Source organism: Veillonella sp. T11011-6 (assembly GCF_002959755.1).
In the GTDB taxonomy this organism is placed as follows: domain Bacteria; phylum Bacillota; class Negativicutes; order Veillonellales; family Veillonellaceae; genus Veillonella.
In genome coordinates this window covers 557,583-583,677 of the sequence record NZ_PPCW01000004.1, presented here as the reverse complement: position 1 = coordinate 583,677, position 26,095 = coordinate 557,583, and the positions used below count along the sequence as shown (strand labels likewise).

19 protein-coding genes are annotated in these 26,095 nt (G+C 35.7%); all 19 read right to left on the bottom strand.

Going from position 1 to position 26,095, the window contains the following annotated elements; all coding sequences use genetic code 11:
* Positions 1-591: 591 nt before the first annotated feature.
* Complete coding sequence (locus VRHSUH10_RS07340; protein WP_105090023.1) at positions 592-2,979, bottom strand: autotransporter outer membrane beta-barrel domain-containing protein; 2,388 nt, start codon at positions 2,977-2,979, stop codon at positions 592-594.
* 795 nt (positions 2,980-3,774) lie between these two features.
* Positions 3,775-6,012 carry an autotransporter outer membrane beta-barrel domain-containing protein gene (locus tag VRHSUH10_RS07335; RefSeq protein ID WP_105090022.1) on the bottom strand — a complete coding sequence of 746 codons (2,238 nt, stop codon included), beginning with the start codon at positions 6,010-6,012 and terminating at the stop codon, positions 3,775-3,777.
* A 590-nt stretch (positions 6,013-6,602) separates the two neighbouring features.
* Complete coding sequence (locus VRHSUH10_RS07330) at positions 6,603-6,929, bottom strand: Tat pathway signal protein (RefSeq protein WP_105090021.1); 327 nt, start codon at positions 6,927-6,929, stop codon at positions 6,603-6,605.
* Positions 6,930-7,237: 308 nt separating this feature from the next.
* Positions 7,238-7,648, bottom strand: a complete 411-nt coding sequence (locus VRHSUH10_RS07325; protein WP_105090020.1) for a hypothetical protein — start codon at positions 7,646-7,648, stop codon at positions 7,238-7,240.
* A 203-nt stretch (positions 7,649-7,851) separates the two neighbouring features.
* Entirely contained in the window at positions 7,852-9,411 is a 1,560-nt protein-coding gene (locus tag VRHSUH10_RS07320; RefSeq protein WP_105090019.1) for an O-antigen ligase family protein, read from the bottom strand.
* Positions 9,412-9,450: 39 nt separating this feature from the next.
* Positions 9,451-10,695 (bottom strand): flippase, encoded by a 1,245-nt coding sequence (locus VRHSUH10_RS07315; RefSeq protein WP_105090018.1) that lies wholly within the window; start codon positions 10,693-10,695, stop codon positions 9,451-9,453.
* 159 nt (positions 10,696-10,854) lie between these two features.
* Positions 10,855-11,808 carry a glycosyltransferase gene (locus VRHSUH10_RS07310; RefSeq protein ID WP_105090017.1) on the bottom strand — a complete coding sequence of 318 codons (954 nt, stop codon included), beginning with the start codon at positions 11,806-11,808 and terminating at the stop codon, positions 10,855-10,857.
* Positions 11,809-11,812: 4 nt separating this feature from the next.
* Complete coding sequence (locus tag VRHSUH10_RS07305) at positions 11,813-12,628, bottom strand: phosphorylcholine transferase LicD (RefSeq protein ID WP_233187095.1); 816 nt, start codon at positions 12,626-12,628, stop codon at positions 11,813-11,815.
* A gap of 17 nt (positions 12,629-12,645) precedes the next feature.
* Positions 12,646-13,980, bottom strand: a complete 1,335-nt coding sequence (locus VRHSUH10_RS07300) for an adenylyltransferase/cytidyltransferase family protein (protein WP_105090015.1) — start codon at positions 13,978-13,980, stop codon at positions 12,646-12,648.
* A 1-nt stretch (position 13,981) separates the two neighbouring features.
* A complete protein-coding gene (locus tag VRHSUH10_RS07295) occupies positions 13,982-15,058 on the bottom strand; it encodes an alanine--glyoxylate aminotransferase family protein (protein ID WP_105090014.1) in 1,077 nt (358 codons plus the stop codon).
* A gap of 17 nt (positions 15,059-15,075) precedes the next feature.
* Positions 15,076-15,927: a phosphorylcholine transferase LicD gene (locus VRHSUH10_RS07290; protein WP_105090013.1), complete on the bottom strand. Its 852-nt coding sequence runs from the start codon at positions 15,925-15,927 to the stop codon at positions 15,076-15,078.
* A gap of 33 nt (positions 15,928-15,960) precedes the next feature.
* Entirely contained in the window at positions 15,961-16,719 is a 759-nt protein-coding gene (locus VRHSUH10_RS07285; protein WP_105090012.1) for a DUF4422 domain-containing protein, read from the bottom strand.
* A gap of 57 nt (positions 16,720-16,776) precedes the next feature.
* Positions 16,777-17,880: a UDP-galactopyranose mutase gene (glf, locus tag VRHSUH10_RS07280; protein ID WP_105090011.1), complete on the bottom strand. Its 1,104-nt coding sequence runs from the start codon at positions 17,878-17,880 to the stop codon at positions 16,777-16,779.
* A gap of 10 nt (positions 17,881-17,890) precedes the next feature.
* Positions 17,891-18,838 carry an acyltransferase family protein gene (locus tag VRHSUH10_RS07275; protein ID WP_233187093.1) on the bottom strand — a complete coding sequence of 316 codons (948 nt, stop codon included), beginning with the start codon at positions 18,836-18,838 and terminating at the stop codon, positions 17,891-17,893.
* A gap of 33 nt (positions 18,839-18,871) precedes the next feature.
* On the bottom strand, positions 18,872-20,308 hold the full coding sequence (gene wbaP / locus VRHSUH10_RS07270; protein WP_105090009.1) for an undecaprenyl-phosphate galactose phosphotransferase WbaP: 1,437 nt from the start codon (positions 20,306-20,308) through the stop codon (positions 18,872-18,874).
* Between the two features lie 265 nt (positions 20,309-20,573).
* Positions 20,574-21,401, bottom strand: coding sequence for an O-antigen ligase (locus VRHSUH10_RS07265; RefSeq protein WP_233187092.1), 828 nt, complete (start codon positions 21,399-21,401; stop codon positions 20,574-20,576).
* Positions 21,402-21,844: 443 nt separating this feature from the next.
* On the bottom strand, positions 21,845-22,789 hold the full coding sequence (locus tag VRHSUH10_RS07260; protein ID WP_005384769.1) for a DUF535 family protein: 945 nt from the start codon (positions 22,787-22,789) through the stop codon (positions 21,845-21,847).
* 37 nt (positions 22,790-22,826) lie between these two features.
* Complete coding sequence (locus VRHSUH10_RS07255; protein WP_105090007.1) at positions 22,827-23,912, bottom strand: glycosyltransferase family 4 protein; 1,086 nt, start codon at positions 23,910-23,912, stop codon at positions 22,827-22,829.
* A 105-nt stretch (positions 23,913-24,017) separates the two neighbouring features.
* Positions 24,018-26,039: an LTA synthase family protein gene (locus VRHSUH10_RS07250; protein WP_105090006.1), complete on the bottom strand. Its 2,022-nt coding sequence runs from the start codon at positions 26,037-26,039 to the stop codon at positions 24,018-24,020.
* Positions 26,040-26,095: the final 56 nt, after the last annotated feature.

Below are 26,095 nucleotides of genomic sequence, written 5' to 3'. Positions count from 1 at the left end.
TATCAAAATATTTCTATATGGTAAATAAAAATTCATTTTATATTCATCTTCGCTTAGTTTATAAATTTATACCAATTATGTACACTTTACACCGCATAAAAATAAGCATTATCCATAAATAATGCTTTTTAATGTAAATCATTCTTATTTTCCCTTTATTTTTCTATAGACTATATAATAATCATTCTATTTTTTATGTATTTTTTATAATTAACAAAATATCCATTAATAATTTAGTGTCAAAAAATTTTACAATTTAAATTTATTAATTTTGGTTTATTAATAAGAAATATTTATATGAAAATGCTGTTAAACGCTATAATATCTTGTATTATGGTATGTGCTAGGCTAGGATATAAATTAATAACTCTTATGATTACTGATGTTATATATAAACGTACTCTATGATTTGTATAAATAAATATTACTACTAGATCAAAACTCTCTTTAACCAACAAAAAAGACCCATGTATTAGGTATTTTCCAATACATGGGTCTTTTACTATTCTTTTATCTGTACATAAATTTGTATATATATTTATATACGTTTATCTAACATACTTAGATATCAATATACCTTTATATACTATATTAGAATTTGTGCGTGAAGCCTGCGTTTACGCCCCAGTCTGCTTGGTAGTCACCAGACAAACCAGTGGCAACGTCAGCAAATACGCTATTGTTGCTATTGAAGCCATAACGGCCACCGAAGGCAAGTTCAGTCCAAGTGCCTTTGAGATCTTGTTCTGTTAATTTCACAACACTGCCACTAGCGAATGTAGTTTTTACATTGCCTGTGAAGGCATGACCTGCTGCAAAACGAGTGTAAAGGTTACCATTACCGAATTGTTTGCCCAATTCAAGGCCAAGCTTACCAGAAGTGCTATTCACACCAGATTGGTTAACAGATACATTACCTACATTGAAGTTACGACCACCGAAGTGTGTGAAGTTCAATTGCGCTTGTGGTTCTACATAGAAACCATTAGCGTATTTCAATGTTTTGCCATAGCGAACACCGATGCTATACGCATTGGATTTTGCATCGCCAGACATAGGGTCACCAATTTCATTACGCGCTGTGAAGTCATTAGATACACGACCTACTTGCGTTTCTACATGTACATATTGATCCTTACCAAGGTCTTTCAAACCATAAGCACCAACAGAGAAGGATTTAATCTTGCCAGAGCCATCGAATACATAGTCTTCAGAACCACGAAGGTAGGATACTTGACCACCAACAGTCCAGCCACGGCTGATTTTAGCATCATAACCACCTTGGATGCGTGTATAATCTGTAGCTGTATCGATACCGCTACCGGAGTAGCTGTATTTACCGCCACCGATGCGAGCCCAAATACCTGTTGGTTCACCTTGTTGCAATACGCGAGGACGATACATATCGTCAGCTAATGTACGCCAAGCATTGATATTACCTACTACAGCAGAACGAATCCCGCGCATATGAGGTGTATCGTACGCACCACGAACAACAGGATTAGGAGTTACTGGTGTAACTGGTTTTGGCTCCGGAGTTACAGGTGTAACAGGCTTAGGATCCGGAGTTACAGGCGTAACTGGTTTAGGATCTGGAGTCACAGGTGTAACTGGTTTAGGATCTGGAGTTACTGGTGTAACAGGCTTAGGATCTGGAGTTACAGGCGTAACTGGTTTTGGATCTGGAGTCACAGGTGTAACTGGTTTAGGATCCGGAGTCACAGGTGTAACTGGTTTAGGATCTGGAGTTACTGGTGTAACAGGCTTAGGATCTGGTGTTACAGGCGTAACCGGTTTTGGATCTGGAGTTGGTGTAGGTTTTGGTTCTGGCACCACATAGGAGCCTTGGCCATTACCGTCTTTCCAAGTAATGTCCCCTTCTTTTTGGTCTGTAGTCAATGCTTTTTGGAAGCTAGACACGATGCCTTTAGAAGCGATGGATACGGTACCAGAAAGGTTTCTTTCACCCTTTACATAGTTTTCATAATAGAATTTATGAGCTAAGTTATCTAAAATCTTGTTTACATTACTTTCAGAAGAAGTATCAAGATGATCTCCTGTTACATAGCCATGCACACCAGAACCAGCCACAGCGGATTTTACGATGAAGTTACCGCCCTCAATGTCAGCTGGATCAAGACCATCTTTCTTAGAACCTGGTTTAGCATAATTTAAGCCAGTACCACTGGTCATATCATAAATAACGTTAATATGGCCGTCCAATTTATTTACATGAATGTCGCTGCGAGAGTCTTGGGAAATACGACTGAACCCTTCACGCGTACGAGTACCTGTGAGGTTATTAATGCTACTGCGTTCCGTTTTACCATCAATTTTGAAAGATTCCAAGCCACCCATGTAATCATGGCTCCACATGCCACCATCAAAGGTCATGTTAATTTCGCCACCCTTATCCTCTAAGGTGTTCACTGCCTTACCAGAAAATTGGTTAGGACTATTGTGTGCGCGGCCTAGGCCAATATTAATAACAGATGGTTGCTGTTCTTGATGAGGAGGCATCATTTTATCAGATACAAGCACATCGCCTTGCATATTAAATACTTTGTGCTTTACAGTACCCGCATCATCGACACCAAGATTAATTTTACTATTATAAGCAAATGCCACTGGATATGGAGACTTCCATGGCGCAGTAGTCACGTCCATAACACCGCCATCTACTTGGATGGAACTGTTATTTAGCATGCCTGTAATGAAAGCTGGTTGACGATAGCGTTTAGGCAATTGAGATGCATCAGGAGTGTCCAAAGAGCCAATTGTAACTTGACCACCATCAGATGCGACTACACCATTCGCAGTCGTATTACCTGTACTTTCAAATTTACTATCAGCAGTAGTTGCAAAAATACGTCCATCAGAATTAATACCTGCTGCAGCCCATGTACTAGGCATAGCAATTGTAGATGACAATAAGGTCATCATAACAGCAGACAATAAAATCTTATTACTACCTTTCATCCTCTTATACCTCAATAAATACTTCACTTACAATACAATCACATTTGTGAAAGCTCCTTCATACTTGAATATATATCTATGAGTTGATTTATTAGTCTTTTTTTATGATAAAAGATAGATATATACTCACTTATTAAAGAAACTTAAGACTAACACATTTAAAATATGTATAAAATATTACACCATTTTTAGTGAATTGTAAATGAATTATACTTATTTATTTTAAAAATAATTAAGATTTGATATGTATTAGATAAAAATATAGCAAAAGAGGCAACGATTGACTCGCTGCCTCTTAGTAAATAAACCCATATAATATTGTTTAATATAAACTTGTTTATCCGTATTTGACGATATATGATATAAACCCTATAATATAAACAGATAGCCAAACGAGTAGAACCGTCGGGCTCATCTCAAAAGGATAAAAAACATGATGAAATGGCCTTTCAGTTATCCAGTTACTGGTAACGAAGGGCTATTTGTCTTTTCCAAGACAAATAAGCGCCACGAGTGCACCAAAAGCAATGATTACAGTCATTACTTCTAGGATTAACATGATTAACTCATAATCACTCATAGACAACCCTCCCTTCATTAACGAAGAGAGGCCCAACCTCGCCTGACTATCCTAAGTCAATTATATAGAGAACATATGGGCGAATCAATAAGAATCTATTAATAGAAATATACGAAATATATTATAAAAGCCTCCTAATAATAAAGTTATTACTCTACTATTAGGAGGCTTTATATATTGGCTATGTTACAAAGAATAATTTATTAAATTGATCCTTAGAATTTATGTGTAAATCCTGCATTTACAGACCAGCCTGCTTTATAGTCGCCAGATAGACCTGTACTAAGGTCAGCAAAGATGCTGTTATTAGCATTGAATCCATAACGACCACCAAATGCTAGATCAGTCCAAGTTCCTTTAAGGTCTTGTTTTGTATATTTTGTAGTATTGCCAGTTGTGTACGCTGTATTTACAGTGCCAGAGAAGGCATGGTTTACACCAACGCGAGTATAGATGTTACCTGCGCCAAATGTTTTACCAATTTCAAGGCCAAGACCACCTGCTGTGCTGCTCACACCAGATTGGTTAACATGCATACGACCCGCATCAAAGCTATCCCCACCAAAGTGAGTGTAGCTCAATTGCGCTTGTGGCTCGATATATGTACCATTTTGGAATTTCACAGTTTTGCCATAGCGTGCACCAATTGTATAGGCATTGGCTTTAACGTCACCAGAAAGGCTTTCACCAATTTCATTGCGAGCTGTGAAAGTATTAGAAACGCGACCTACTTGGGATTCAAGGTGAATATATTGATCTTTACCAAGATCTTTCACGCCGTACGCACCTACAGCAAAGGCTTTTTCCTTACCAGAACCGTTGAATACGTAGTCATCATTGCCACGAAGGTAGGATACTTGACCACCTACAGTCCAGCCGCTACCAGTTTTAGCATCGTAACCGCCTTGAATGCGTGTATATGTTGTATCTGTATCAATGCCTTTTGCATCATAGCTATATTTACCGCCTCCAACGCGAGCCCAGATACCTGTTGGTTCACCTTGTTGCAATACGCGTGGACGATACATATTATCTGTCAACGTTCTCCACCCGTTGATATTGCTCATAATAGCAGAACGGGCGCCGCGCATATGAGGTGTATCAAAATCACCCATAATAACGTGAATATGAGAATTACGCTCTGGCACTGGAGCTGGTTTCACTTCTGGTTTAGGAGTTGGTTTTGGTGCCGGTTTAACCTCAGGTTTTGGCGTTGGTTTAACCTCTGGTTTAGGAGTCGGAGTTGGTACCGGCTTAACCTCAGGTTTAGGAGTTGGTTTAACTTCTGGCTTAGGTTGAGGTTTTGGTACAGGTTTATTTTCACCATATACGTATTTACCTTGACCATCCTTATCCGCTTGCCATGTAATATCACCTTCTTTAGCATGACCAGATGTAATTACTGTAAAACGACCAGATTCAGAACCATCAGATGCAATGGCTACTGTACCTTGAAGGTTTCTTTCACCATTAACATAGTTATGATAGTACATCTTGTGAGCCAAGTTATCTAAAATCTTGTTCACATTAGCCTCAGAGGACATATCTAGGCCTCGTTGAGTAGTGTACACATGAGCCGCTGCACCAGGAGCCGCACTTGTAATATGAATATCACCACCCCAGAAGGAATCTGGAGTTAAACCATTATAGGTTTTCGTTGGTGGTTGATAGCTTGGATCCTCAGTATCGCCACCTTCATCATTAGGATCGTAAATAAAGTTTACATGCCCTTCAAGCTTATCTACATATAGCTTATTATGCTCACTTTGGGTTACCATATTCGCATAGTTGCGATTCTTAGAGCCTACAAGTCGATGTACATGGCTAGGTTGTGTACCACCATCTAATGTTCCTTCATGCAAGCCGCCTTGATAGAAAAGCTCCCAAGAACCATAGTCGCCAAGGAATACATTGATATGACTTGGATGCTTTGCGTCTTTGTCTGCTAAGTTAAAGGCTAAACCATCCCAAAGAGATTCTTTGCCAATGATACCAATATTGATCTCAGACGCATGATTTGGGTCGCTTTTAACGATAACATCACCTACCAACGACAAGTCCTTGCCGGTGAAATTACCTTTGTTGCCGTCTACGCCAATATTAACGGTGCCACCTTGAGCCACTGCAATAGGAGTGCTTACATTGTGAACATCATAAACGCCTTCCTTAAGGCTAACCGTACTACCACCTTTGCTGCTAATGAAAGGCTTGTTATTATAGCCAATATTAGCAACAGCTTTATCAATGCTGACTGTACTACCAGTATCTGCCTCAATGGTAGATATGTAGTTTGTCATTTCACCAGCCTTAAACTTCCCACCGTTATTTGCCGTAATATTTGCACCATTAGGTGTAGTAACTAATGTACTCCCCGCCATTGCATAGGGCACTACAGAACTAGCAATTGTCAAAGCAATTGCTAAAGATAGGTTTGCTTTATACACACGTTTCATAAAAACCCTCTCTCATTTATACACTATAAACTATTATTAAATAATTTAATTATATTTAATAATTATATTCTTGTAAATATGAGGGAAATTTGCCACATAACCAGAAAATTACCACAAGTAAAAAAAGCAGTAACTATAGTTACTGCTAACGTATACGTATATATATTTTTGTATATTTCTATAAATAGATTCTTATTGATTCGCTTATATGTTCGCCATATAATTGACTTAGGATAGTTAAGCGAGGTTGGGCCTCTCTTCGTCTATGAAGGGAGGGTTGTCTATGAGTGATTATGAGTTAATCATGCTAATCCTAGAGGTAATGACTGTAGTCATTGCTTTTGGTGCACTCGTGGCGCTTATTTGTCTTGGAAAAGACAAATAGCCCTTCGTTATCCCTAGATAATTAGGTAACTGAAAGGCCATTTCATCAATTATTTATTCTCTTGAGATGAGCCCGACGGATCTACTCGCTTGGCTATCTATTTATATTATAGGGTTAATCTTATATATCGTCAAATACGGATAAACGATACTATAGTACACTTATACAGACCAAAAGGCAGCGATCGAATCGCTGCCTTTATTCTTTATCTACGTGCCACACGCATAGCGGCCATCATACCTGGAGATTTCCATACAGATTGGCCATTGTCTGAAACGAGTTTGTTGTTATAGTAGAATACATCTGCATTGTAATAGTTACTATCGCTAGATGTTACCTTATAGCTAAGTCCAGATGTAGTATACACCGTAAAGTTGAGTACATCCCCTACTCTCTTCACAGAGTCTTGGTCTACATACCAGCTATTACCATTATAGGTTGTAGCATACACATCTGTACGAGCTTCTACATCATGTGTATTAATACCGATCAACACGAGTAGAGCTGCTAACATATATAAGAATTTACGCATTAGAATTACCTCCGTTTTATCGTTGGAATACTTGTTTATTATACCAAAAAACGGTGAAATTCGCATTAAAATAGCAACTTCTGAGCCAACTACTATCGGCTGCTCAATATACAATACAATACGTTTCATAACAGATTTGTTATATAAGAGAACATTCAATCCCTATTTCTTATCTTCGTATATCTAATAAAGATATTATAGGTTGATCTAAATTTAGTATCCCATCAATTTGATTTCTACATAAAAGAAGGTATCAACTGCCGTTGATACCTTCTTTTAATTCCACTATATAGTTATTAAGAATTATCTTAATATACTAGTTCTCCATTAAATGTACGATATTCATCACCAATTTTTGTTAAATCCTTCACAAGTAACCTTGAACTTTGATGGTCTAACTTCATAACTAATGTATATCCGATGGATTTAGCCTTATGTATTACTTCACCAAGAAAATTAACAATGTTAAAGAATATCTCCTGAGGAGTACAATCTAAACATTTTAATAAAGAATCATCTTCCTTTAATCTAATACTATATACAGTTTCTCGATCGTCTTCCAACGTAAAATTCAATAAAACAGAAGTTGTCTCTACATCATAATCCAAATGATATGTATTAAGACGACCGCGCACTATAGCTTTATTATCATCTAAAATATTTGTAATTTCAAGCTCTATAGGCCTATTCTTATCAACTGAAAGTACATATTTTTTCATAATTAAAATCTCCCAAACCAATATATTAACTAATGTAGTCCCCTAGAAATGAATACTCCCAATATATTCATTCTATAATATTTTGCTATACAAATTATAACTAATTATGAGATAGAAAAGCCATAAACTATATATCAAATATATTCGATATATTTTAAATATTAGTTACAATATACACATTATACTTTATTTAGAATAACCCCCTATTCTCTGGTTATATCATTATGCTCATAAAATTTAATATAACAAATCAAAATTCCTACAAGAATCGGATATGCCAATAAAAATTCATTACTCATAAAGCATGCAATTTGCCCCAAAAATGCCACTAATAAGTAGACTAATGTAGGGTTATTAATATACTTCTTAATCTTATATGTTCTATATAAAATATATAAAATTGGAGTAATAAATAAGATTTCTCCTATTAACCCAAACCATGCCAATATGGCTGCAAATTCATTAAGCACTGGATATTCAAATGCTAGAAAGCCCTTTTGTAATACGTCTTCTGTCCAACGTTTAACTTCTCCACTATCTTTAGCAAAATCAGGGAATTTATCAACCATATAGCTTGAGTGCAATCCTCTACCAACACCAAATGCTAGATGATCTAGACCAACGTTAAACATAGCTACTGTATTACCAAATCTAGCTGAATTAGATCTAGAACTAGTATTGCTGACTGACTTAACATTACTATCAATATACTTATCTAGAGCCTTTTCTACGGATATAGCCTTAGGTGCTTCCTTGGTAGTATTCGTTTGAGAAATACTAGCCTTAATTATAGGGCTTACTACGGAATCACCAACAATAGCAAAAGAATAACTTAGAACACTAAGTCCAATTGTAAATAGACATAGTTTCCACCAAGATTTATATCTAAATATTAGACTTAATACAATAAACGCAACTAGTTCGAATAGATAAACAACAACACCTGTTCGAGCCTTAGTTAAGAAAATCATGACAACTAAGAGAAATGCTAATATAATATCAAGTTTATTCTTAGAATTTACATAATGAATACCTAATAATGGTGCTAAAAATACAGCAATCATACTAAAATAGGATGGTTCTAACGCAAGGCTTCTAAGTTGCCCTGGCCATAATTCTGGAGGCCACCACCCACTTTGTACAACAGGGTCATATAAGCTATTATTAATAGTTACTAATATACTAGCCAAGTAATCCGAACCACTCCATAGCCAAGAAACCTCTATAACGGAGTAGGCTATACATAGTATTGTTAATATCCTTGCAGCATTAACAATGGTATCAAGACCTTTTTTACAATCATCTTTATATAGATTAAAGATGATTAAGAATAGACCAATTAAGGGGAATATAAAGTTTCTAAACAGATACCAAACTAGTGATACCATTAACTTTACTTGTAGAATAAATTCATTACCTACAAACGAAGGAAATAAAGCATATAGCTTTTGCACAACAGATGTATTGATTAAATACGTGTAAATAACAGTATCATAAAAAGGAAAAGAAAATACCCCTAAAATAGTACAAAAAACAATCCAAGCAACAGATATTGTAAAATACGGTTTAAAGGGAAACTCTGTCTTCTTGTTCCATATGCTATATACAATAAATAGTAAAATGGAAAAGAACAAAAATACCATCGACAGATTATTTCCCATGGAAAACAAGGTATACCGATCTGGTATCCGCATCAGTGGTAATGAAATTATCATTGCACAAAGCAATAACTCTTGAATTTTATAATATGCTGTACTAATCATATTAAAACAAACCTCTCAAATCTCTCAAACTATTTAAACCTATTGGAAGAGTTGTTTCCTTAATAAGCCTCCCATAATAATCATAATTAAAAATTCTGTTAATAACATTGTCATTGCTACGCCTTTAGCTCCCCACAAATAACACAATGGGAATATAGATAACAAGCTGAAGAATGCTGCCAATACTAGAGTTCGGCTATATGCACTATTCATATTGAGTGGTAACATCGTTTCTTCACCAAATACAGTACTAATAGCAACAGCTAAAGGAACAAATGACAAAATTCGTAATACGTCAACAGTTAAATTATAATCCGCTCCGAACAATAGCTTGACTATAGTATCTGAGAAGAAAAATAGAGACGTACAGCCAACAAGGCCTACAACCAAATACAGGAATATTTGTTTCTTTATAAATTGTAATCCCTTAGAAATATCATTCTTTATCATCTTACTTATAAACGGATATATTGCATCACTTACAGCATATATCCCTCTACGAACACAGGTAATTAATTTATCAGCAGCACTATAGTAACCAACGATAACATTATTCGTAAGCATCCCCAATACCACTACATTAGTTGCAGTATATAAATTAACTGCCAACGAGGATACGAATATAGACCATCCTTCTTTATAAGAATTAATAATTTCACCCATAGGTGGTAATTTGAATAATCCAGTATAGTGTTTTCTTAACCAGACTATTGAAAAAATACCTGCAATTAATGGAGTACAAGCCTGTAAGAATGCAGCAAGTATATAATCCTCTGGAGATTTTACAAGTAAAAATATACCAAGCATCGTACAGATACGACCACTCATATTTAATATGGTAATATACCGCATCTTCTGTATGCCCTGGAAAAACCATACAGGAAATAAAACATTGCCTATAATTCCACAGTACATAACTTGAAACAATAATATATCGATCGTGTTCCCTAGGAATATGCGTTGCAAATTATAAATAGCAAAAAATACGGCCGTAACAAATATTAATATACATACTTTTCCATAAAAATATTTGGCAAATAGAGATCCTATCTTCTGTTCTTCAGCCTGTGCTATTGCCTTTGGAGCCGTTAAGGAGTACCCAAAATCAACAAAGATTCGGAAATATTCCATAATACCTTGCATAAATGCAATCATTCCAAAATGCAAAGGTCCTAATACGCGAATTAAATATGGTACCAAAATAAAAGCGAGTACATACTCTAAGGCGCGTAGGGTTAGTAGAGAAAATATATTCTCTATTAATACGGAGTAACTCTTCCTCACATTACTTTTCCTCTATCATTAATATCTATCAAACCTTACTAACCATGCTTTCATAATTAGAGAAAATCCCATAGTATTATCAATAAAACATAAAGATAATCTCTATGGGTTTTAATCATATGTTACATACAACCGTATAAATATGGTTATGATTCATATTCAATAATACAATTTAACCAATACCCTCTTTATATCTTGTTTGCACTTCCATAATGGGTTATGGCTAGTATCAACTGTATGATCTAAGACATAGTGCTTATATTGAGTGAGTAAATCATTGTACTCTGTCTTACATTTATTAACATGAACTCTACGAGATAATTCCACATAGGAATTTAAAAGATACAATTGCAGTTCGTTCTTTACACTACTACAGTGCTCCATAAGATAATCATTCATATATATATGGGACTCTACGGTATCTGTCATAAAACGTCTACTAAAATTAGCCATTATACTACCAGCGCGTTGTACATAATAATAAAGAGGTTCATTTACTGTTACTATAGTATTAGCATTCAAAAATAGCCTGAAAATAGTAAAATTATCCTCTTGAACTCTCCCCTTTGGAAAACGAACTAATACTGTCCCATTGAATAACTCAGATTTAAAGAGTTTATTCCATACTACATTGAGATCGAATGGTTCCGTTTTTAATAGATAATATCGTAACATATCCATGCCTGTGAAAGTTCTTGTATCATCTTGAACAGACATAGTATGTATACTAATATCATCATCACCTCTATAGATATAATAATTACAAGAAACCATATCAGCATTGCTACTATTCGCTACAGTAAGCAATCTTTCACACATTGTATTTTCTATAAAATCATCACTATCAACGAATAAAATATAGTCTCCTGTAACATGATCTAAACCATAATTACGGGCATCGGAAAGCCCTCCATTTTCTTTGTGAAAGACCTTTATGCGTTTATCCTTCGCCGCATAAGAATCGGCAATAGAACCGCTGCGATCAGTTGCCCCATCATCGACTAAAATAATTTCTAAATTTTGATAGGTTTGATTAAGTATTGATTGAATACATTTATCAACATACTGTTCAACATTATAAATGGGAACAATAATAGAAAGTAACGGCTCCATATACTTAATCCTTTCGCTCTATCTTATATGCAACAATATTATGTCCACAGCGTTGATCCTCAGGAGGCATCTGCATATAGTCATCATACATATTATCTAGATATTCTCTCCAACAAGACATAACAGAGAATGATTGGTCTTCAAACTCAATAGTAGTCATCTTCTCAAAATCTTGTTTAGGCAATCGTTCCTTTACACCTTCACCCCAGGCAATTACACCAACATACTCTGATTTAGTATAGTCATAAGATTTAGCCAAACGATCCATAATATCGATACAACGTTGTTTACCAAATAAACGACACAATGGAACAATAACTAATTTACCTAAAGCATGAATAAGAGATTTCCCCTTAAACAGTTTAGCGCTAGCTAATGTAAGTATTTTTTGATAAAAAATCGATTTATCATAAATCTCTTTCATAATGGACATATCTTCACTAAATCCATCAACAGGAAAAATATCTATCCATAAATACTTGCTACGTAATGTATTAGAATATGTATTTTCACAAGGAATATTTTTATTGATGATAGCTGCATAGGTTGCATCTAAGCTATGATTGATAGGATTTGCGATTAACTCTAATCCATCATGATCATAATGCTCTTTTAACGTTAATAATCGTTCGTAATCAGGTCTTGGCATGCAAACATCAATATCATCATCCCAAGGTATAAACCCTTTATGTCGAGCTGCACCTATTAATGTGCCATAACATAAACTATATTTTAAATTATATTTTTTGCAAAATTTGTCAAAATCCTTGAGAAGATTCAACTCTTCTAGCTGAACCTCTCGTAAAGATAATTGTTGCATACTCACTCAATCCCATACTAAATAACGGTAACATTTGTATTAGATACAAATTTATTGAGGACGCGTACCTCTTCAATCATATCTTGATGACTCATCAAGAAGCTTTCAGAGTCCTCTCTAATACATTTTAAGAACTCAACGATTTCATATCGTAAGCCTTCACCTTCAAACTTATAGAAGTATTTTTGGTTTAAGTTCACATCTTCAAAACGCAATTCAAAGAATTCTGTTTTCCACCAAGGCGCTGGTACATAAATATATCCTTTAGAACCAGATATAACTAAATCTCCCTCTGCCTTAGCATTGATTGCCACAGTAGCGGAGGCCATAGCATCATCATAAAGAAAATTAATCTTTGATAAAATATCGACATCGTCAACCTTATGACTTATAAAATCAACGCGATTATAATCAAATCCTAGGAGTTTAAAGATAGCTAATAATGGATAGGATGCTAAGGATAAAATACTACCACCAGCTATTCTAATTTGATTAGCCAAATCTTCCCCCAAAACTTGTGTAAAATTAGCTTCTACATTAAAGATTTTACCAATTTTTCCACTACGAGCCATGGCAATTAACTTATTAAATGCAGGACTATAAGCTGTTTTCAAGCCTTCCATCAATACTAAGTTGGAAGATTTCGCCAAGTCCATTAAGCGTAATGTTTCATCAAGGTCACTACTAAATGGGAATTCTGTTAATACATGTTTTTTGGCTTGTAGTGCTTTTTCGATATAAGCACCACGTTTGGATAAAGGCATATTAATATATACTGCATCTACTTTATCCAGCAATTCTTCAGATGAACCAAATTGTTCTAAATTATTAAATTGATGTGATTTATAGATAGTATCAACCGACTCTGCCTCTGTGTACCCACCAATAATATCAATGCCACTAACAAATTTAGACTCATCCAAAAATCTATCTAATATAACTTCATTACCAATGATACCAAGTCTAATATTCTCAGAATTTCTAATCTGCGTACTTGAAATACCTTGTGTTCTTGGTAAGTAAACTACCTTGCAATACTCATTTAAATAGTCAAAATAGCCTTCCCAATCAGATCCAACGGTAAATATATCTACATTAAATCGTTTGATATCATCTATTTTTTGGCCAAAATATTCTTCTACTACAATTTCATCTGCGAAACCTGTAGCACGCACATTATCAATGCGCGTCATTAAAGAATCACGAACATTAAATTTACCTCTAGATTTATCAAAATAGTCAGACGTAACCCCAACAATTAGGTAATCACCTAATGCCTTTGCATTCTTTAATAGATTGTAATGTCCCTCATGAAACAAATCGTATGTTCCATATGTTATCACTTTTACCATATTATTTACCTGTAATCTCTTTAATGACTGATTTCATTGTTTCTACGAGCATTTTATTATCCTCAATGGTTGTATCACCAATATGAGCAACGCGTAGAACGTATTCTTCATTAACCCCACCCGTAGGATTTACAAAAATATCATATTTGTCCTTCAAAATTGTAAATACATCTTTAGCAATTGGTTGTTCAAAACGGATAGGCGTAACCGCATTACTGATGCTGAAGGCAGGAAGAGATACTGGTAATTCTTTAATTCTATTTCTGAAATCTTTCGCCACACTATCAATACGAGCTAAATAATTTTCAAAACCTTCCTCTTCAATCAGATGTAATGCTTTATTCATTTCTAAACATACCCCAACAGCAGGTGTGAATGGTGTTTGACCTCTTGTAAAGTTTTTTACATATTGGTTGAAATCAAAGTAAAGATTCTTAATATGATTATTTTTTACACGTTCTTCATATAATCTATCACTAATTACAATAGGGGATATACCTGGTGCAATACAAAGACCTTTTTGGGAACTCAAAATAGTAACATCAATATTATTACCAGCCATATCATAATGATCAATTAAGAACGAACTAATCGCATCAATTACCAAGTATGCTTCTTTCTTTTTAGCAAAGTTGCTTAATAAATTAATATCATATAACTGTGCGGTCGAAGTTTCATCAATATTAGCAATAACAAATGTAAATGATTGTTCTTCTACGGCAGCAAAGTGTTTTGCGGTTAGCTCCTCACCCTCGTCTAATTTAATCACAGTATGAGGTATCTCGTGGAGTTCACATAAATCGACGAAACGTTGACCAAAAGTACCACCATTAATAACTAACACATGGTCTGTTTCATTCATACAATTCATAATAGTAGCTTCTAATGCACCCGTACCAGAAGCTGTTAAGTAGATGGATTTATAGCTTTCTGGTGCATTCATAAATTTTTTAAGCAGTCTATCTGAATCTAACATAACTTCAGAAAATTCTGTTGTTCTAAAATAAGGAACTTGTTGATGTCTTACATCAAGAATTTCCTGTCTCATTTGAGTTGGTCCTACTGTAAATAGTTTCATAATATAATCCCCTCTTATTATTTCCAATACACTCTATAGTTATGATGCGGTACCTGTCGATCTTTAGGTGGTGCTTCCATATAATTATTGTACAAATGACTTAAATAGAAATCGCTATCTGTAAGTCCCCAAAACTCAGTATCCTCAAAAGGATATAAACTTCTATTATCAAACAAAGTTTTTTCGTATACTTCCCGTTTATTACCACTTGCACAATCGACGAGAACACTTATGTATTTCGAATTGGAAAATGGATACTGTTGGGCATCTTGATTAATCTTTTTGATTAAACTTGTAGTTGGTAAAAAATGCATTAAACTAATAGCACCAAATTTTAAGAATGTACGAACATAACCTTTTAACTTTGCAAAGCTACCTTTAGAGTCTACATAACGATTACTGAATGTAAACTTCATAGAAGACCCATGGAATAACAAGTTTAAAAATTGTTGATGTCTAAATATTTTTTGTTGTACCTGTGTTTCATCCGGTAACCCATCAATTGGGAAAATATCTATAAATACACCTGCTTTATCAAAATTACGCCATAATGTATTATCAATCATAACCGTTTCTTGATCGAATACCTTAGCCATTGTATAGGTATAAGTGTCATCATTTTCAATAGAATATACTTGATATCTTGAGTTATGCTCATTATATGTCTTAATAAAGCGATTATAATCATCCCGTGGCATCATGATATCAATATCATCATCCCATGGAATAAAACCTTTATGTCTAACGGCTCCCAACATTGTTCCATAGGCTAATACATATCGAATATCATGTGTATCACAAAAATGTGCCACATCTTTTAAAATATCTAAAGCGACACTCTTAATCTCCGAAAATCCAATTTCTCTCATCAAAAAAATTCCTCCATAATACAAATAGGTCTATTATTTAAAGAATTTTCTTTTCAAGAATAATCCACCTTTTTTAATCCAGTTTTGTGGCTCCATAAATGATACATTTTGTTCCTTATAATCAATGTTATTGGCTTCAAGCCATACGTCGAGCAAGATTTCGCTTACGAAACCATAGATACGCGCTTCATATGTATCATAATCGGAAATATCAACGCGATGTTCAATTTCCTCCAAGATGGAGAACATCCATTCACAGTATTGATCAAAGAGGTCGCGTCGCATGACGAACATATTGAACATATGCGCCCAAGTGCGATTACAAACCTTTGTGAAAGCAGCACTATATTCAGGATATTTCTCAGCGATGATTTGCTCTGCCGCATCAAGGCCATCGCTATGGTGAGCATTATTATAGTGAGAACGGTTAGATTCAATATAATATTTACGCTTATCCGCCACGACTACAGGATATTCTGAAAGTAGTTTCTCCCATTCCGCTCCTGTAAGAATTTGGTTCTTTTTATCCTCTACAGAACGAACCTCTTTGCGCGTAAAGTAACGTCTATAATGCACGAGACCGATATAGTCCGCATCAAGGTTTTTCCAAGCCCAATAGAGGCCTGTCAATTCGCAGTAATTTGCATTTTTTGAGGAAATATTATCCCCTGTATGATCGCCGGTATAACCAATATCAGCTTTGCCCTCTCTACCTACATGGATTGGCATGTATACGGAGTCCTCTGGCATCCAATATTGCTTATGTGTGGCTACTAAAATCTTAATATTCACTAGTACTCTCCTACATGAGTGTTGTCTCTCAAGTCCATCTACTTACCATATGAAAAATTAGGCTAACTCTTTTTCTACTAATGCCAAGGCACTAGCAATAACCTTATCCATATCGTAATATTTATATTCCCCTAAACGACCACCAAAGATAACATTGGAAATCATTTCAGCCTTTTTAACATATTTTGCGTAAAGGTCTAAATTCTTTACATCGTTCACTGGATAATACGCTTCTTCGCCGATTTTCCAGTCTTTTGGATATTCTTTAGTTACATATGTAACAGGTTGTGTACCAAATTCAAAGTGTTTATGCTCGATGATACGAGTATAAGGAATTTCGCCTTCTGTATAGTTCACAACGGCAACGCCTTGATGGTTTTCCTCTTCAAGACGTTCTGTTTCAAAGTGAAGGCCACGATATTCTAAAACCCCTTCAGAATAACCAAAGTATTCATCAATAGGACCTGTATAGATGATCGTATCTGCCAAGGCTTCGTATTCATCACGATGTTTAAGGAAGTCAACGCCTAAACGAACTTCGATGCCCTCTAACATGCGTTCAATCATCTTCGTATAACCGCCCATAGGAATGCCTTGGAAACGGTCATTAAAGTAGTTATTATCATATGTATAACGAACTGGTAATCGTTTAATAATGAAAGCTGGCAATTCTGTACATTTACGGCCCCATTGTTTTTCCGTATATCCTTTGATGAGCTTTTCATAAATATCTGTACCTACAAGACTAATGGCTTGCTCTTCTAAGTTCTTTGGTTCACTTGTAATAGCAGCCCGTTGTTTTGTAATGATATCCTGTGCCTCTTTTGGAGTACGAATATTCCACATTTTAGAGAATGTATTCATATTAAACGGCAAATTGTACATTTCACCTTTATAATTTGCTACAGGGCTATTTACATAGTGATTGAACTCAGCAAATTGATTAACATAATCCCACACATGCTTCAAAGATGTATGGAAAATATGGGCACCATACACGTGAATGTTAATATCATCTTTACTTTCACAATATAGATTACCTGCTATATGACTGCGACGATCGATAACAAGTACAGATTTACCACGCTTATGCGCCTCATGGGCAAATACAGCACCAAATGGGCCCGCCCCAACTACTAAATAATCAAATTGTTTTTTCATATGTATATCCTTATTTTTTCATTCCAAGACATAGCAATCGTGAATAATGATTTTTTCTTAAAATATAACCTATCAAGATAGATAGAATTGTAGATGCTAAGAAGCACACAATAAAAGCTTCATAGTACAATCCTAATTTAGACCAAAGTACAATTCTGAATGGAATTTTAACAATATCACTAAAGATATAAACATCCATGGAGACAGTACCTAAAAAGATCAAAAGTGTTTTATATAATCCGATTCTAGATGAGATTTGGTTAGCTATATAGTATGTAATAGTAATCCCCGAAACTGCTGTTATAAGAGTAAGTATTTTAAACACATTAATATCATGTAGTAATGCATAATTACCTACACTAAAAATCACAAGAGATGTAAGGGCTACTCCTGCGGATTTCATATAATCTAATAGCATATATTTCTTTATATATAAGCCTAGGATATAGAAGAATTGGAAGTACAATATCTTTGATACCATAGGTACAGAAAAGATATTTAATACATCAGATAACATGCCAATGATGAAAGATATTATTAATAAACCTAAATTTACACGTTTAACCAATAAAGCAATAATAATTGATATAAAGAACAAGCAATATAAGAACCATAGTTCGCCATCAGGATTAATACCAATAAAAATTTTCCATATATCTTGTGGGTCTAATTGCTGACTTGCAAATTTTGATAAAGCTAATTTGAAGGGAAAATACAATAAACCAATAGTGAAATAAGGAACCATTAACCGTATACTTTTATCTTTTACGAATTTTTGGAAGCCCTCTTTCAAAGGTATATGCATAAAATAGCCAGCTACAAAGAAAAATACAGGCATATGGAAACTGTAAATTATAGTCCGCATCAAATATAAAGGATAACTAGCAATACCACTAGCACTTGCTTGGTCTGGAACAGAATGGCCCAACACAACAAGCAAAATTGCAATCCCCTTCATAATATCAAAACTACTATCCCTCATAATCCCCGACTAATAAGCCCCTTTCGATTTAACGACAGCCAACACAGTTTTCAATAGATATACAATATCGATCCACACAGACCAGTTATGAACATACCAAGAGTCCATTAATACCCGTTCTTCATAGGTAGTATCGCTACGACCACTAACTTGCCATACACCGGTAATCCCTGGTGGTACAAGGTAAAAGTCGTTGATATAGTCGCCGTATTTTACGATTTCATCACGCACGATAGGACGAGGACCTACGAGGCTCATATCACCAACGAGAACATTCCACAATTGTGGTAATTCATCAAGGCTTGTTTTACGTAGGAATTTGCCGATTCTTGTAACACGAGGATCATCTTTTAATTTGAAATCTCGTTCCCATTCCTCACGGGCTGCAGGATTTTCTTTCAAATATACCTCTAATGCCTCTTGTGCATTCGGCACCATGGAGCGGAATTTATAGCATGGGAATTCTTTACCACCTTGGCCAACGCGCTTATGACCAAATACGATAGGCCCTGGAGAATCTAGATAAATCAGTACGGCTACAATGGCTAAAATTGGCAAAATCAAGATGCCCCCACATACGGTAGCTACAATATCAAATATGCGCTTCATAATGCGGTTAGACTTGCGAGCCAAGTTATTTTGTACGCGCAATACAACGGCTTGCTCTTCCATCATGCCTCGAGCCGTAATATTACTTGTGGGCAAACCAAATAATTCAGGCACAAAGGCTACTCGTTTTACCAATAATTGCAATCGATTGATCAAAGATACTAACTTTTTAGGTTCTAACCCTGGTGCACAAATAAGAACTGTTTGTACACCTGTATCTTTGATAACATGTTCAACATCGGAAAAAGCACCTAAACATGGATATTCTTTAGCAATAGCAGAGGATTTAGGATTATCATCTACATAACCAATAATCTTGTACGTAGCAATTGGCATGCGATCTAAGGATTTCTTTACGAGCTCTGCTGTTTTACCTGCACCAACTAATAAAACTGGTATCGTTAAATATCCTGCCTTAGAAAGAATCTTGCCTACAATAAAACGGGAGCTAAAGATAAAGATCAACATGAATAAGTAAGCAAAGACAACAAATAATCGGGATACATCGTTGATTACGTGCCCTGTATACATGAGCACAATGGATACAACTACGCCAATAGTGATGCTGCGGAATAAGTTCTTCATAGTATCCCAATACGGAGATACTACAGAATAGGCATTATTTAGAATCAATATAGCTAAGAATACGAAAGGTATAACGCCATATACATAGATTTCATCTACCTTAAAATGTGGACTTACCGGTAAAAATGGCAAATTTAACCGCAAATGATAAGCTGCTAATGTGCCTAACACAATAGAAACATAATCTGCTATAAGCACTATGATTTTGCTAATAAGCAATTTGTTGTGATTATTATATCCAGAACTATTCATACTAATACCCCAAACTATAAAAAAAGGTTGTTTTCTCAATACAATTTTTAAGAAAACAACCTCTAAACCATACGAATACAATGTACCAATATTTACATATATTGTATCATATTCAAAAGTTTAAAACTATGAAAAAACATAGATTTTAGCTATCTTTTATGCAGTTTTTTGGAGATTTTGGGTCTATTTAAATTAGACATAAAAATCAATTAAATAATGCGTAAATATTTCCTAAATAATCCTGTGATTCTCAATCAATTCTCAATTAACTCTCAATTGCTTTCAATTGAATCATGATGCCCATAACAATCCAAAACATGCGAATACCAGATGAATTTCCCCACGTATAATCAACTGATCCAAATAGGAATAAGTAACTAATTAAACCTACAAGGATTGATAAATCATAAGGGTTTCGTGTCTTCACATAGTGTTTCAACGATTTACAGAACATAAAAATTGAGAATCCTAAGAAACCAACGAGGCCTAATAGACCAGATTCAGAGGCTATTTGCAATAAATTATTATGAGAATGGCCTAAATCTTGAGTTTCTTGTTTTAATTTATAGTGCTCTCGATATGTTTTTTGCCATAATCCAGGACCAACACCTGTTACAGGGTGGTCCATAATCATTTGCTTATCTGCTTCCCATACATAAATACGGCCCAAATTTGAACCATCTGTGCTTATATTAAAAGTACTTTCAAAACGAGCTACATAGGCTTGATTGCTACTAAATGCATATCCTATACCTACAACAGCTACAAGTAGTACTAATACATAGCGAATATTTACAAAGCAATAGCGCAATGTAATGAGCGCACCATTAATGCCATTAAATAACCAGGAACCACGGCTTTGGTTCCCCCACATGCCTAATAGCATGCCAAACAAAGAAAATACAGCAGATTTTCTTACATACGAAGGAAATCTCTTATCATAGGCAGCAATTAATGCTAATGGAAAAGCCAATGTTAACAACATGGCTAGTCCCATCATAGAGCCGTGTATAACACCACCTGCACGACCTCCTGGTCCTAAGTTATAGCCCAGTAAATATTGTGCAAAGGCCGATATAGCATCGATGCCCATATACACAAAAAATACTGATAATATGGCGTATAATTTGCGAGAACTCTTAATACATAGCAGAATTGGGACGATGACTAATACCTTCCAAACCCAAATATTAAAGAAATATTTTGTGGTCACCGCTATATCATTACTAATTAATGCGGACGGCAATACGCATAGTAACATGCCTAAATAAGCCCATCCATATTGGCGTATCGATTGTGGTATGGAGATTTCATGTCGCCTATACCAACAAGTTATTAAGGTCATCAATATAATGAGGCCATATAGTAAATTCCCTAATGCCATAGATGACCGTGTCGTACATATCATCAGCGAAATGAGTACGGTCAGGACCATTTCAGAATTCTTAATTATCCAAGATTGCATACTAACCCCTTTTTCCCAACATAGTTACAATCTACTGTCTATCATAGTGGTATCTATTCCCTTTATAGATATTATTTTACTCGTAACAATGGTCGTACATGATTTTGAATTTCTTGTTCATATTGATCGAGTAATTCATAACGTTTTCTATATTGGCTACGTTTTTGTGATTTAATCTCTTCAATGGGTTTACGATATTCCTCTAATGGAATTTTGAAGAACCGTTCATCACTACATACAACACCGCCAGATTCCTCCCATAATGGATCTAGCTCAGCTACCTTAGCACGGTGACCGCGAACTAAGTGGGTATTTGCGTAAAAGCCTTCATCAGAAACAGCGTAAATGGATTCTACCTTACAAATGGCTGCAATATGGCGTAATAAGAACATGATAAAGTTTTTTGGTCGATACCCAAACATCTTTTTAGTCACTGTTTTAGCATTATCTAGACCATCTTTATAGCCTTGAATTGTACCAATCCACATAGCAGGTTCCCCATTAAAACCTTTGCCAAAGCGGAAATTAGCATGGTATACGCCTTGTTTACCCAAGGTTAGTAACAAGGTTAAGAAGCCTTCTTTACGCTGACCAGGGCCATAATATAAGCGCGCTACCATATCAAGGTCTTCTGATTCCCATACGATAAAGCCACGATTCATACGACTAACATCGTCGTAAATATTATCTGGATCTACAGAATACATTTCGCGAATCGCTTCATCCGTAAATACATCTTTTAAATAATCAAAATGATTAACAATAGCCTCTAATCGTTCCTGTGGTGTTGAGCTTTTAAACAAGAAAAATCGTGTCATTAACTCAAATAAACCAACTTGACGGTCTAATAAGGTTGGATCAGGCGTATAGTTTGCAAAATAGGTCTCTAGTGCCTCAATTTCCCCTTTATTGCGGATAGAGCGCATTGTATGAAGGAAAGTACGTCTAGTTTCTCTCCAACTACGTTTGCCATAAATCTTACGGCCTCGCTGCCATTGTGTTTGTAAATATCCCATCTCATACTCCTATCCACTCATATAACTACAAAATATATCAATGATTAGTGGAATGTAAATTATCTATAATTGTAACTAATTCATCAGCTACACGATTAACGATGAATCGTTCCTCTACAACATGTCGTGCCTTTGTGATGATATTCGGCAAGTTTACATCATCACTCATCACATGTTCCATAGCCTGTTGTAATGTGTGTTCGTTCAGAGGATCTACAATAAATCCAGATTCTCCATCGTCTATGATTTCTCGCTGAGCCCCAGAACCGCTTGTAATAACTGGTACACCGCAATACATAGCCTCACAGATAACAAGACCAAAGGCCTCCCGTGTTATTGTTGGCAATAGTAAGCAATCAATTGATCTATATAAACCTTCAATATCTCGTGTAAAGCCTATAAATTCAACATAAGAATGCATTTGATGCGCTTCTATATAGTCTGTTAGTTTTTTAATTTGATCCTCTGTACCAGCCCCAGATATAATCAATCGAACTTCTAGATCGTTTTGATGAATCTGTTCAAGAGCACTTAAAATTAGATACAAACCTTTTCGTTCTGTAATACGCGCACTATAGCCAAAGGTTCTAACCTTGGATTTCATAGGAACTACATCTGAAAAGGACTGGAATCGGTTCGGGTCGATACCATTATGTACAACATGGTATTTGCTAGTATCCTTAATAACAGGCGTCATAAGGTCATCATAAACGAGTTTAGACACACAAACAAAGGCATCCACTTGTGCATTGATCCATCTATGATACATATCTGTTTTACCAGGTACAAGATTATGTTTAATAAACACCAATTTAGCACCTGTTAGCTGCTTAAGGGCAATACAGAATAAGATATATTTACCAGAGTGGCATACAATCGTATCAATCCCTTGTGCTTTTACCTGCTTAGCTACTGCATTAACAGATAGAAATCCCTTTAGAGTATAAAGATTGGCCGTCATCACATGTCCCACTTGAGCATAGCGAGATTGCATATCTTCATTCGATTGGTCCACTAAGATATAGGCAGTCCTATGTCTCTGTTGTAATTGTTTACAAATATCATATACATATTGTTCGCCACCACCCCAAATTTTGGCGCCTACAACATTGATTATAGACATAGGTTCCTCCTATCATACACATATCAATACACAGTGAGTAGCATCTATTGATGTATACGAAATACTGGTTACATATACATCAATAGATATCATTGTTTAATTATACTACGACTTATTCATACTGTCCTCATGATTAATGAGCCACATGGTCAACAATGTCCAATCACGTGCATCATCTGCATGATTATTAATAGGTCGAATTGGCTCAACCGGTTTATAGGACGGTATGTTGCTTTCACCATAATCCATACGAACATCGCCCATCATATGCGGTGTAATCCACTGGTACGGTGTAACTAAAGTTTCTGGCTGCTCCTCAAACAAGGACGGCACAATGGAATAATATTCAAAACCCTTTGGTGCAATGGCTTCAATGATTGTAGGCATGAGGCTCATATGCGTGCCAATGGGCGCTGTAATACTGTCCTTAGTGAAAGCAGGATGTTGCAATAGACCTACGGTACAGAATGTGTCGCGCAAAGTATAATCCCGTTGAATTAAGGATGTATTATTCAGAGACCCAAATAGATTCGAGTGGTCACCGGTGACAACGAATAAACTATCAGGAAAAGCCTCTTTCATAGCACGTACAAAGTTAAAAATCGCCTTATCACTATAGCGATAGGTAGCCAATTCTTTATTACGTTTCTTGTTAGATTTCAGATCATCTCCAAGGTTAGGCATGACCTTTTCAGGATCATAATCTAATAAGGAATCCTCCATTTTATAAGGGCCATGATTGGATGTTGTGTAAATAAAATGGAATGTAGGATGTTCTAAAGATTTGATTTCCTGTTCAATATGTTCTAAAAAGACATGGTCATAGACGCCTACCCACGTTTTAGGAGCATCGGGACCACAGAAAACAGAAGCGCTTTCCACGCGATCAAAGCCTTGAGCCTTACCAAAGTGATTAAAGTTGCCGTACGACGCATTACCACCATACCAATAAATCGTATCATAGCCTAATCGCTTCATTTGAGCTGCCAAAGAGGTCGGCAGTGGCTCATGCCAAAAGGCTTCCCGTTCATTGATTTCCATACCCGCATCATAGACACCAGATAATAGACTTACAATGGATGGACGAGATACATTACCGGCAGGCAAGAAATTAGGCACTTGCGCCGTATGTGGATTATCTTTAAAATCCCATAAACCAGGACAAATATTGAGATCCTTATAAGGTTCATCAAGAGACCATTGAGGGATACTTTCACCAACAATAAAGAAAATATGCTGCGGTTTATCAATACGAGGACCTGATGCAACGCGCTTAAATGCATGAAGTGGTGTGCTCAAATCCTGCCAGGAATCTTTGTATTTGTCAGGAACAATACGGTGTATGGCGTCATCAATATCCTCAGGTGATGCTGTATATTCATCACGTAGCGGATGTTTGAGTACCGTTTCTAAAGCACATAGATCTGGCACTGTAGCACGAGCAAAGAATATATCCTCTTTTACCACTGTAGGAATCGTATCCCATTCTGGTTTATCATCATGAGATAAGGTGCCACCATAGCGGAACCAATAGAAACCTAACACAGAGGCAGACACAAGTCCTATATTCCAAGCTACCGTAGGCCATGTTCCTTCGATGTTTGGATACGGTATTGATGGCAAGGACAAGAAGAAATCTCCCATGTACCAGGATATAAATGTAATAGGAATCAATCCTAAAATGACGAGAATTCCTCGATCTTGATTAAAGAATACATCAATCAAATTACGTTTCTCTGCATGATTTCCATAATGAACCATATAGTTATACGTATCATGGAAATGCTTGTAGAAAATCATTTTTCCTGCAAAAGCTGCATATAATACACAGGAATAAATGGTTAATCCTACCAATCGTATAGTATCTTCTATTTGATGATACCCATCAAATAATAATGCAGGGAGCGTCACCAATACTAAGGGTAATAAGAATACATATGCATCAAAATCCATGCCCCACCAGAAGCCGTAACGCAATGAACCTAATACAGATTTCCAGCGTCCCTTCCATGTGGGGTAAGGATTATAAACGATCATGAATATGATTCGAAAGATGGTGCTCAATATAGGAGCCCAAAGCATTAGTTTTATATTTTGTTGTAGGGATAGAAAAAATTGTTCACTCATTCATACTTCCATATCTACGTCAAGAACAATAATTCCCCATAGTAATCTACTATACT

What these genes read in the sequence shown, in the direction of transcription:
- VRHSUH10_RS07340 (WP_105090023.1), bottom strand. Translation starts at nt 2,979, where the DNA reads ATGAAAGGTAGTAATAAGATTTTATTGTCTGCTGTTATGATGACCTTA.
- VRHSUH10_RS07335 (WP_105090022.1), bottom strand. Translation starts at nt 6,012, where the DNA reads ATGAAACGTGTGTATAAAGCAAACCTATCTTTAGCAATTGCTTTGACA.
- VRHSUH10_RS07330 (WP_105090021.1), bottom strand. Translation starts at nt 6,929, where the DNA reads ATGCGTAAATTCTTATATATGTTAGCAGCTCTACTCGTGTTGATCGGT.
- VRHSUH10_RS07325 (WP_105090020.1), bottom strand. Translation starts at nt 7,648, where the DNA reads ATGAAAAAATATGTACTTTCAGTTGATAAGAATAGGCCTATAGAGCTT.
- VRHSUH10_RS07320 (WP_105090019.1), bottom strand. Translation starts at nt 9,411, where the DNA reads ATGATTAGTACAGCATATTATAAAATTCAAGAGTTATTGCTTTGTGCA.
- VRHSUH10_RS07310 (WP_105090017.1), bottom strand. Translation starts at nt 11,808, where the DNA reads ATGGAGCCGTTACTTTCTATTATTGTTCCCATTTATAATGTTGAACAG.
- VRHSUH10_RS07305 (WP_233187095.1), bottom strand. Translation starts at nt 12,628, where the DNA reads ATGCAACAATTATCTTTACGAGAGGTTCAGCTAGAAGAGTTGAATCTT.
- VRHSUH10_RS07300 (WP_105090015.1), bottom strand. Translation starts at nt 13,980, where the DNA reads ATGGTAAAAGTGATAACATATGGAACATACGATTTGTTTCATGAGGGA.
- VRHSUH10_RS07295 (WP_105090014.1), bottom strand. Translation starts at nt 15,058, where the DNA reads ATGAAACTATTTACAGTAGGACCAACTCAAATGAGACAGGAAATTCTT.
- VRHSUH10_RS07290 (WP_105090013.1), bottom strand. Translation starts at nt 15,927, where the DNA reads ATGAGAGAAATTGGATTTTCGGAGATTAAGAGTGTCGCTTTAGATATT.
- glf (WP_105090011.1), bottom strand. Translation starts at nt 17,880, where the DNA reads ATGAAAAAACAATTTGATTATTTAGTAGTTGGGGCGGGCCCATTTGGT.
- VRHSUH10_RS07275 (WP_233187093.1), bottom strand. Translation starts at nt 18,838, where the DNA reads ATGAAGGGGATTGCAATTTTGCTTGTTGTGTTGGGCCATTCTGTTCCA.
- wbaP (WP_105090009.1), bottom strand. Translation starts at nt 20,308, where the DNA reads ATGAATAGTTCTGGATATAATAATCACAACAAATTGCTTATTAGCAAA.
- VRHSUH10_RS07265 (WP_233187092.1), bottom strand. Translation starts at nt 21,401, where the DNA reads ATGGGCATCGATGCTATATCGGCCTTTGCACAATATTTACTGGGCTAT.
- VRHSUH10_RS07260 (WP_005384769.1), bottom strand. Translation starts at nt 22,789, where the DNA reads ATGGGATATTTACAAACACAATGGCAGCGAGGCCGTAAGATTTATGGC.
- VRHSUH10_RS07255 (WP_105090007.1), bottom strand. Translation starts at nt 23,912, where the DNA reads ATGTCTATAATCAATGTTGTAGGCGCCAAAATTTGGGGTGGTGGCGAA.
- VRHSUH10_RS07250 (WP_105090006.1), bottom strand. Translation starts at nt 26,039, where the DNA reads ATGAGTGAACAATTTTTTCTATCCCTACAACAAAATATAAAACTAATG.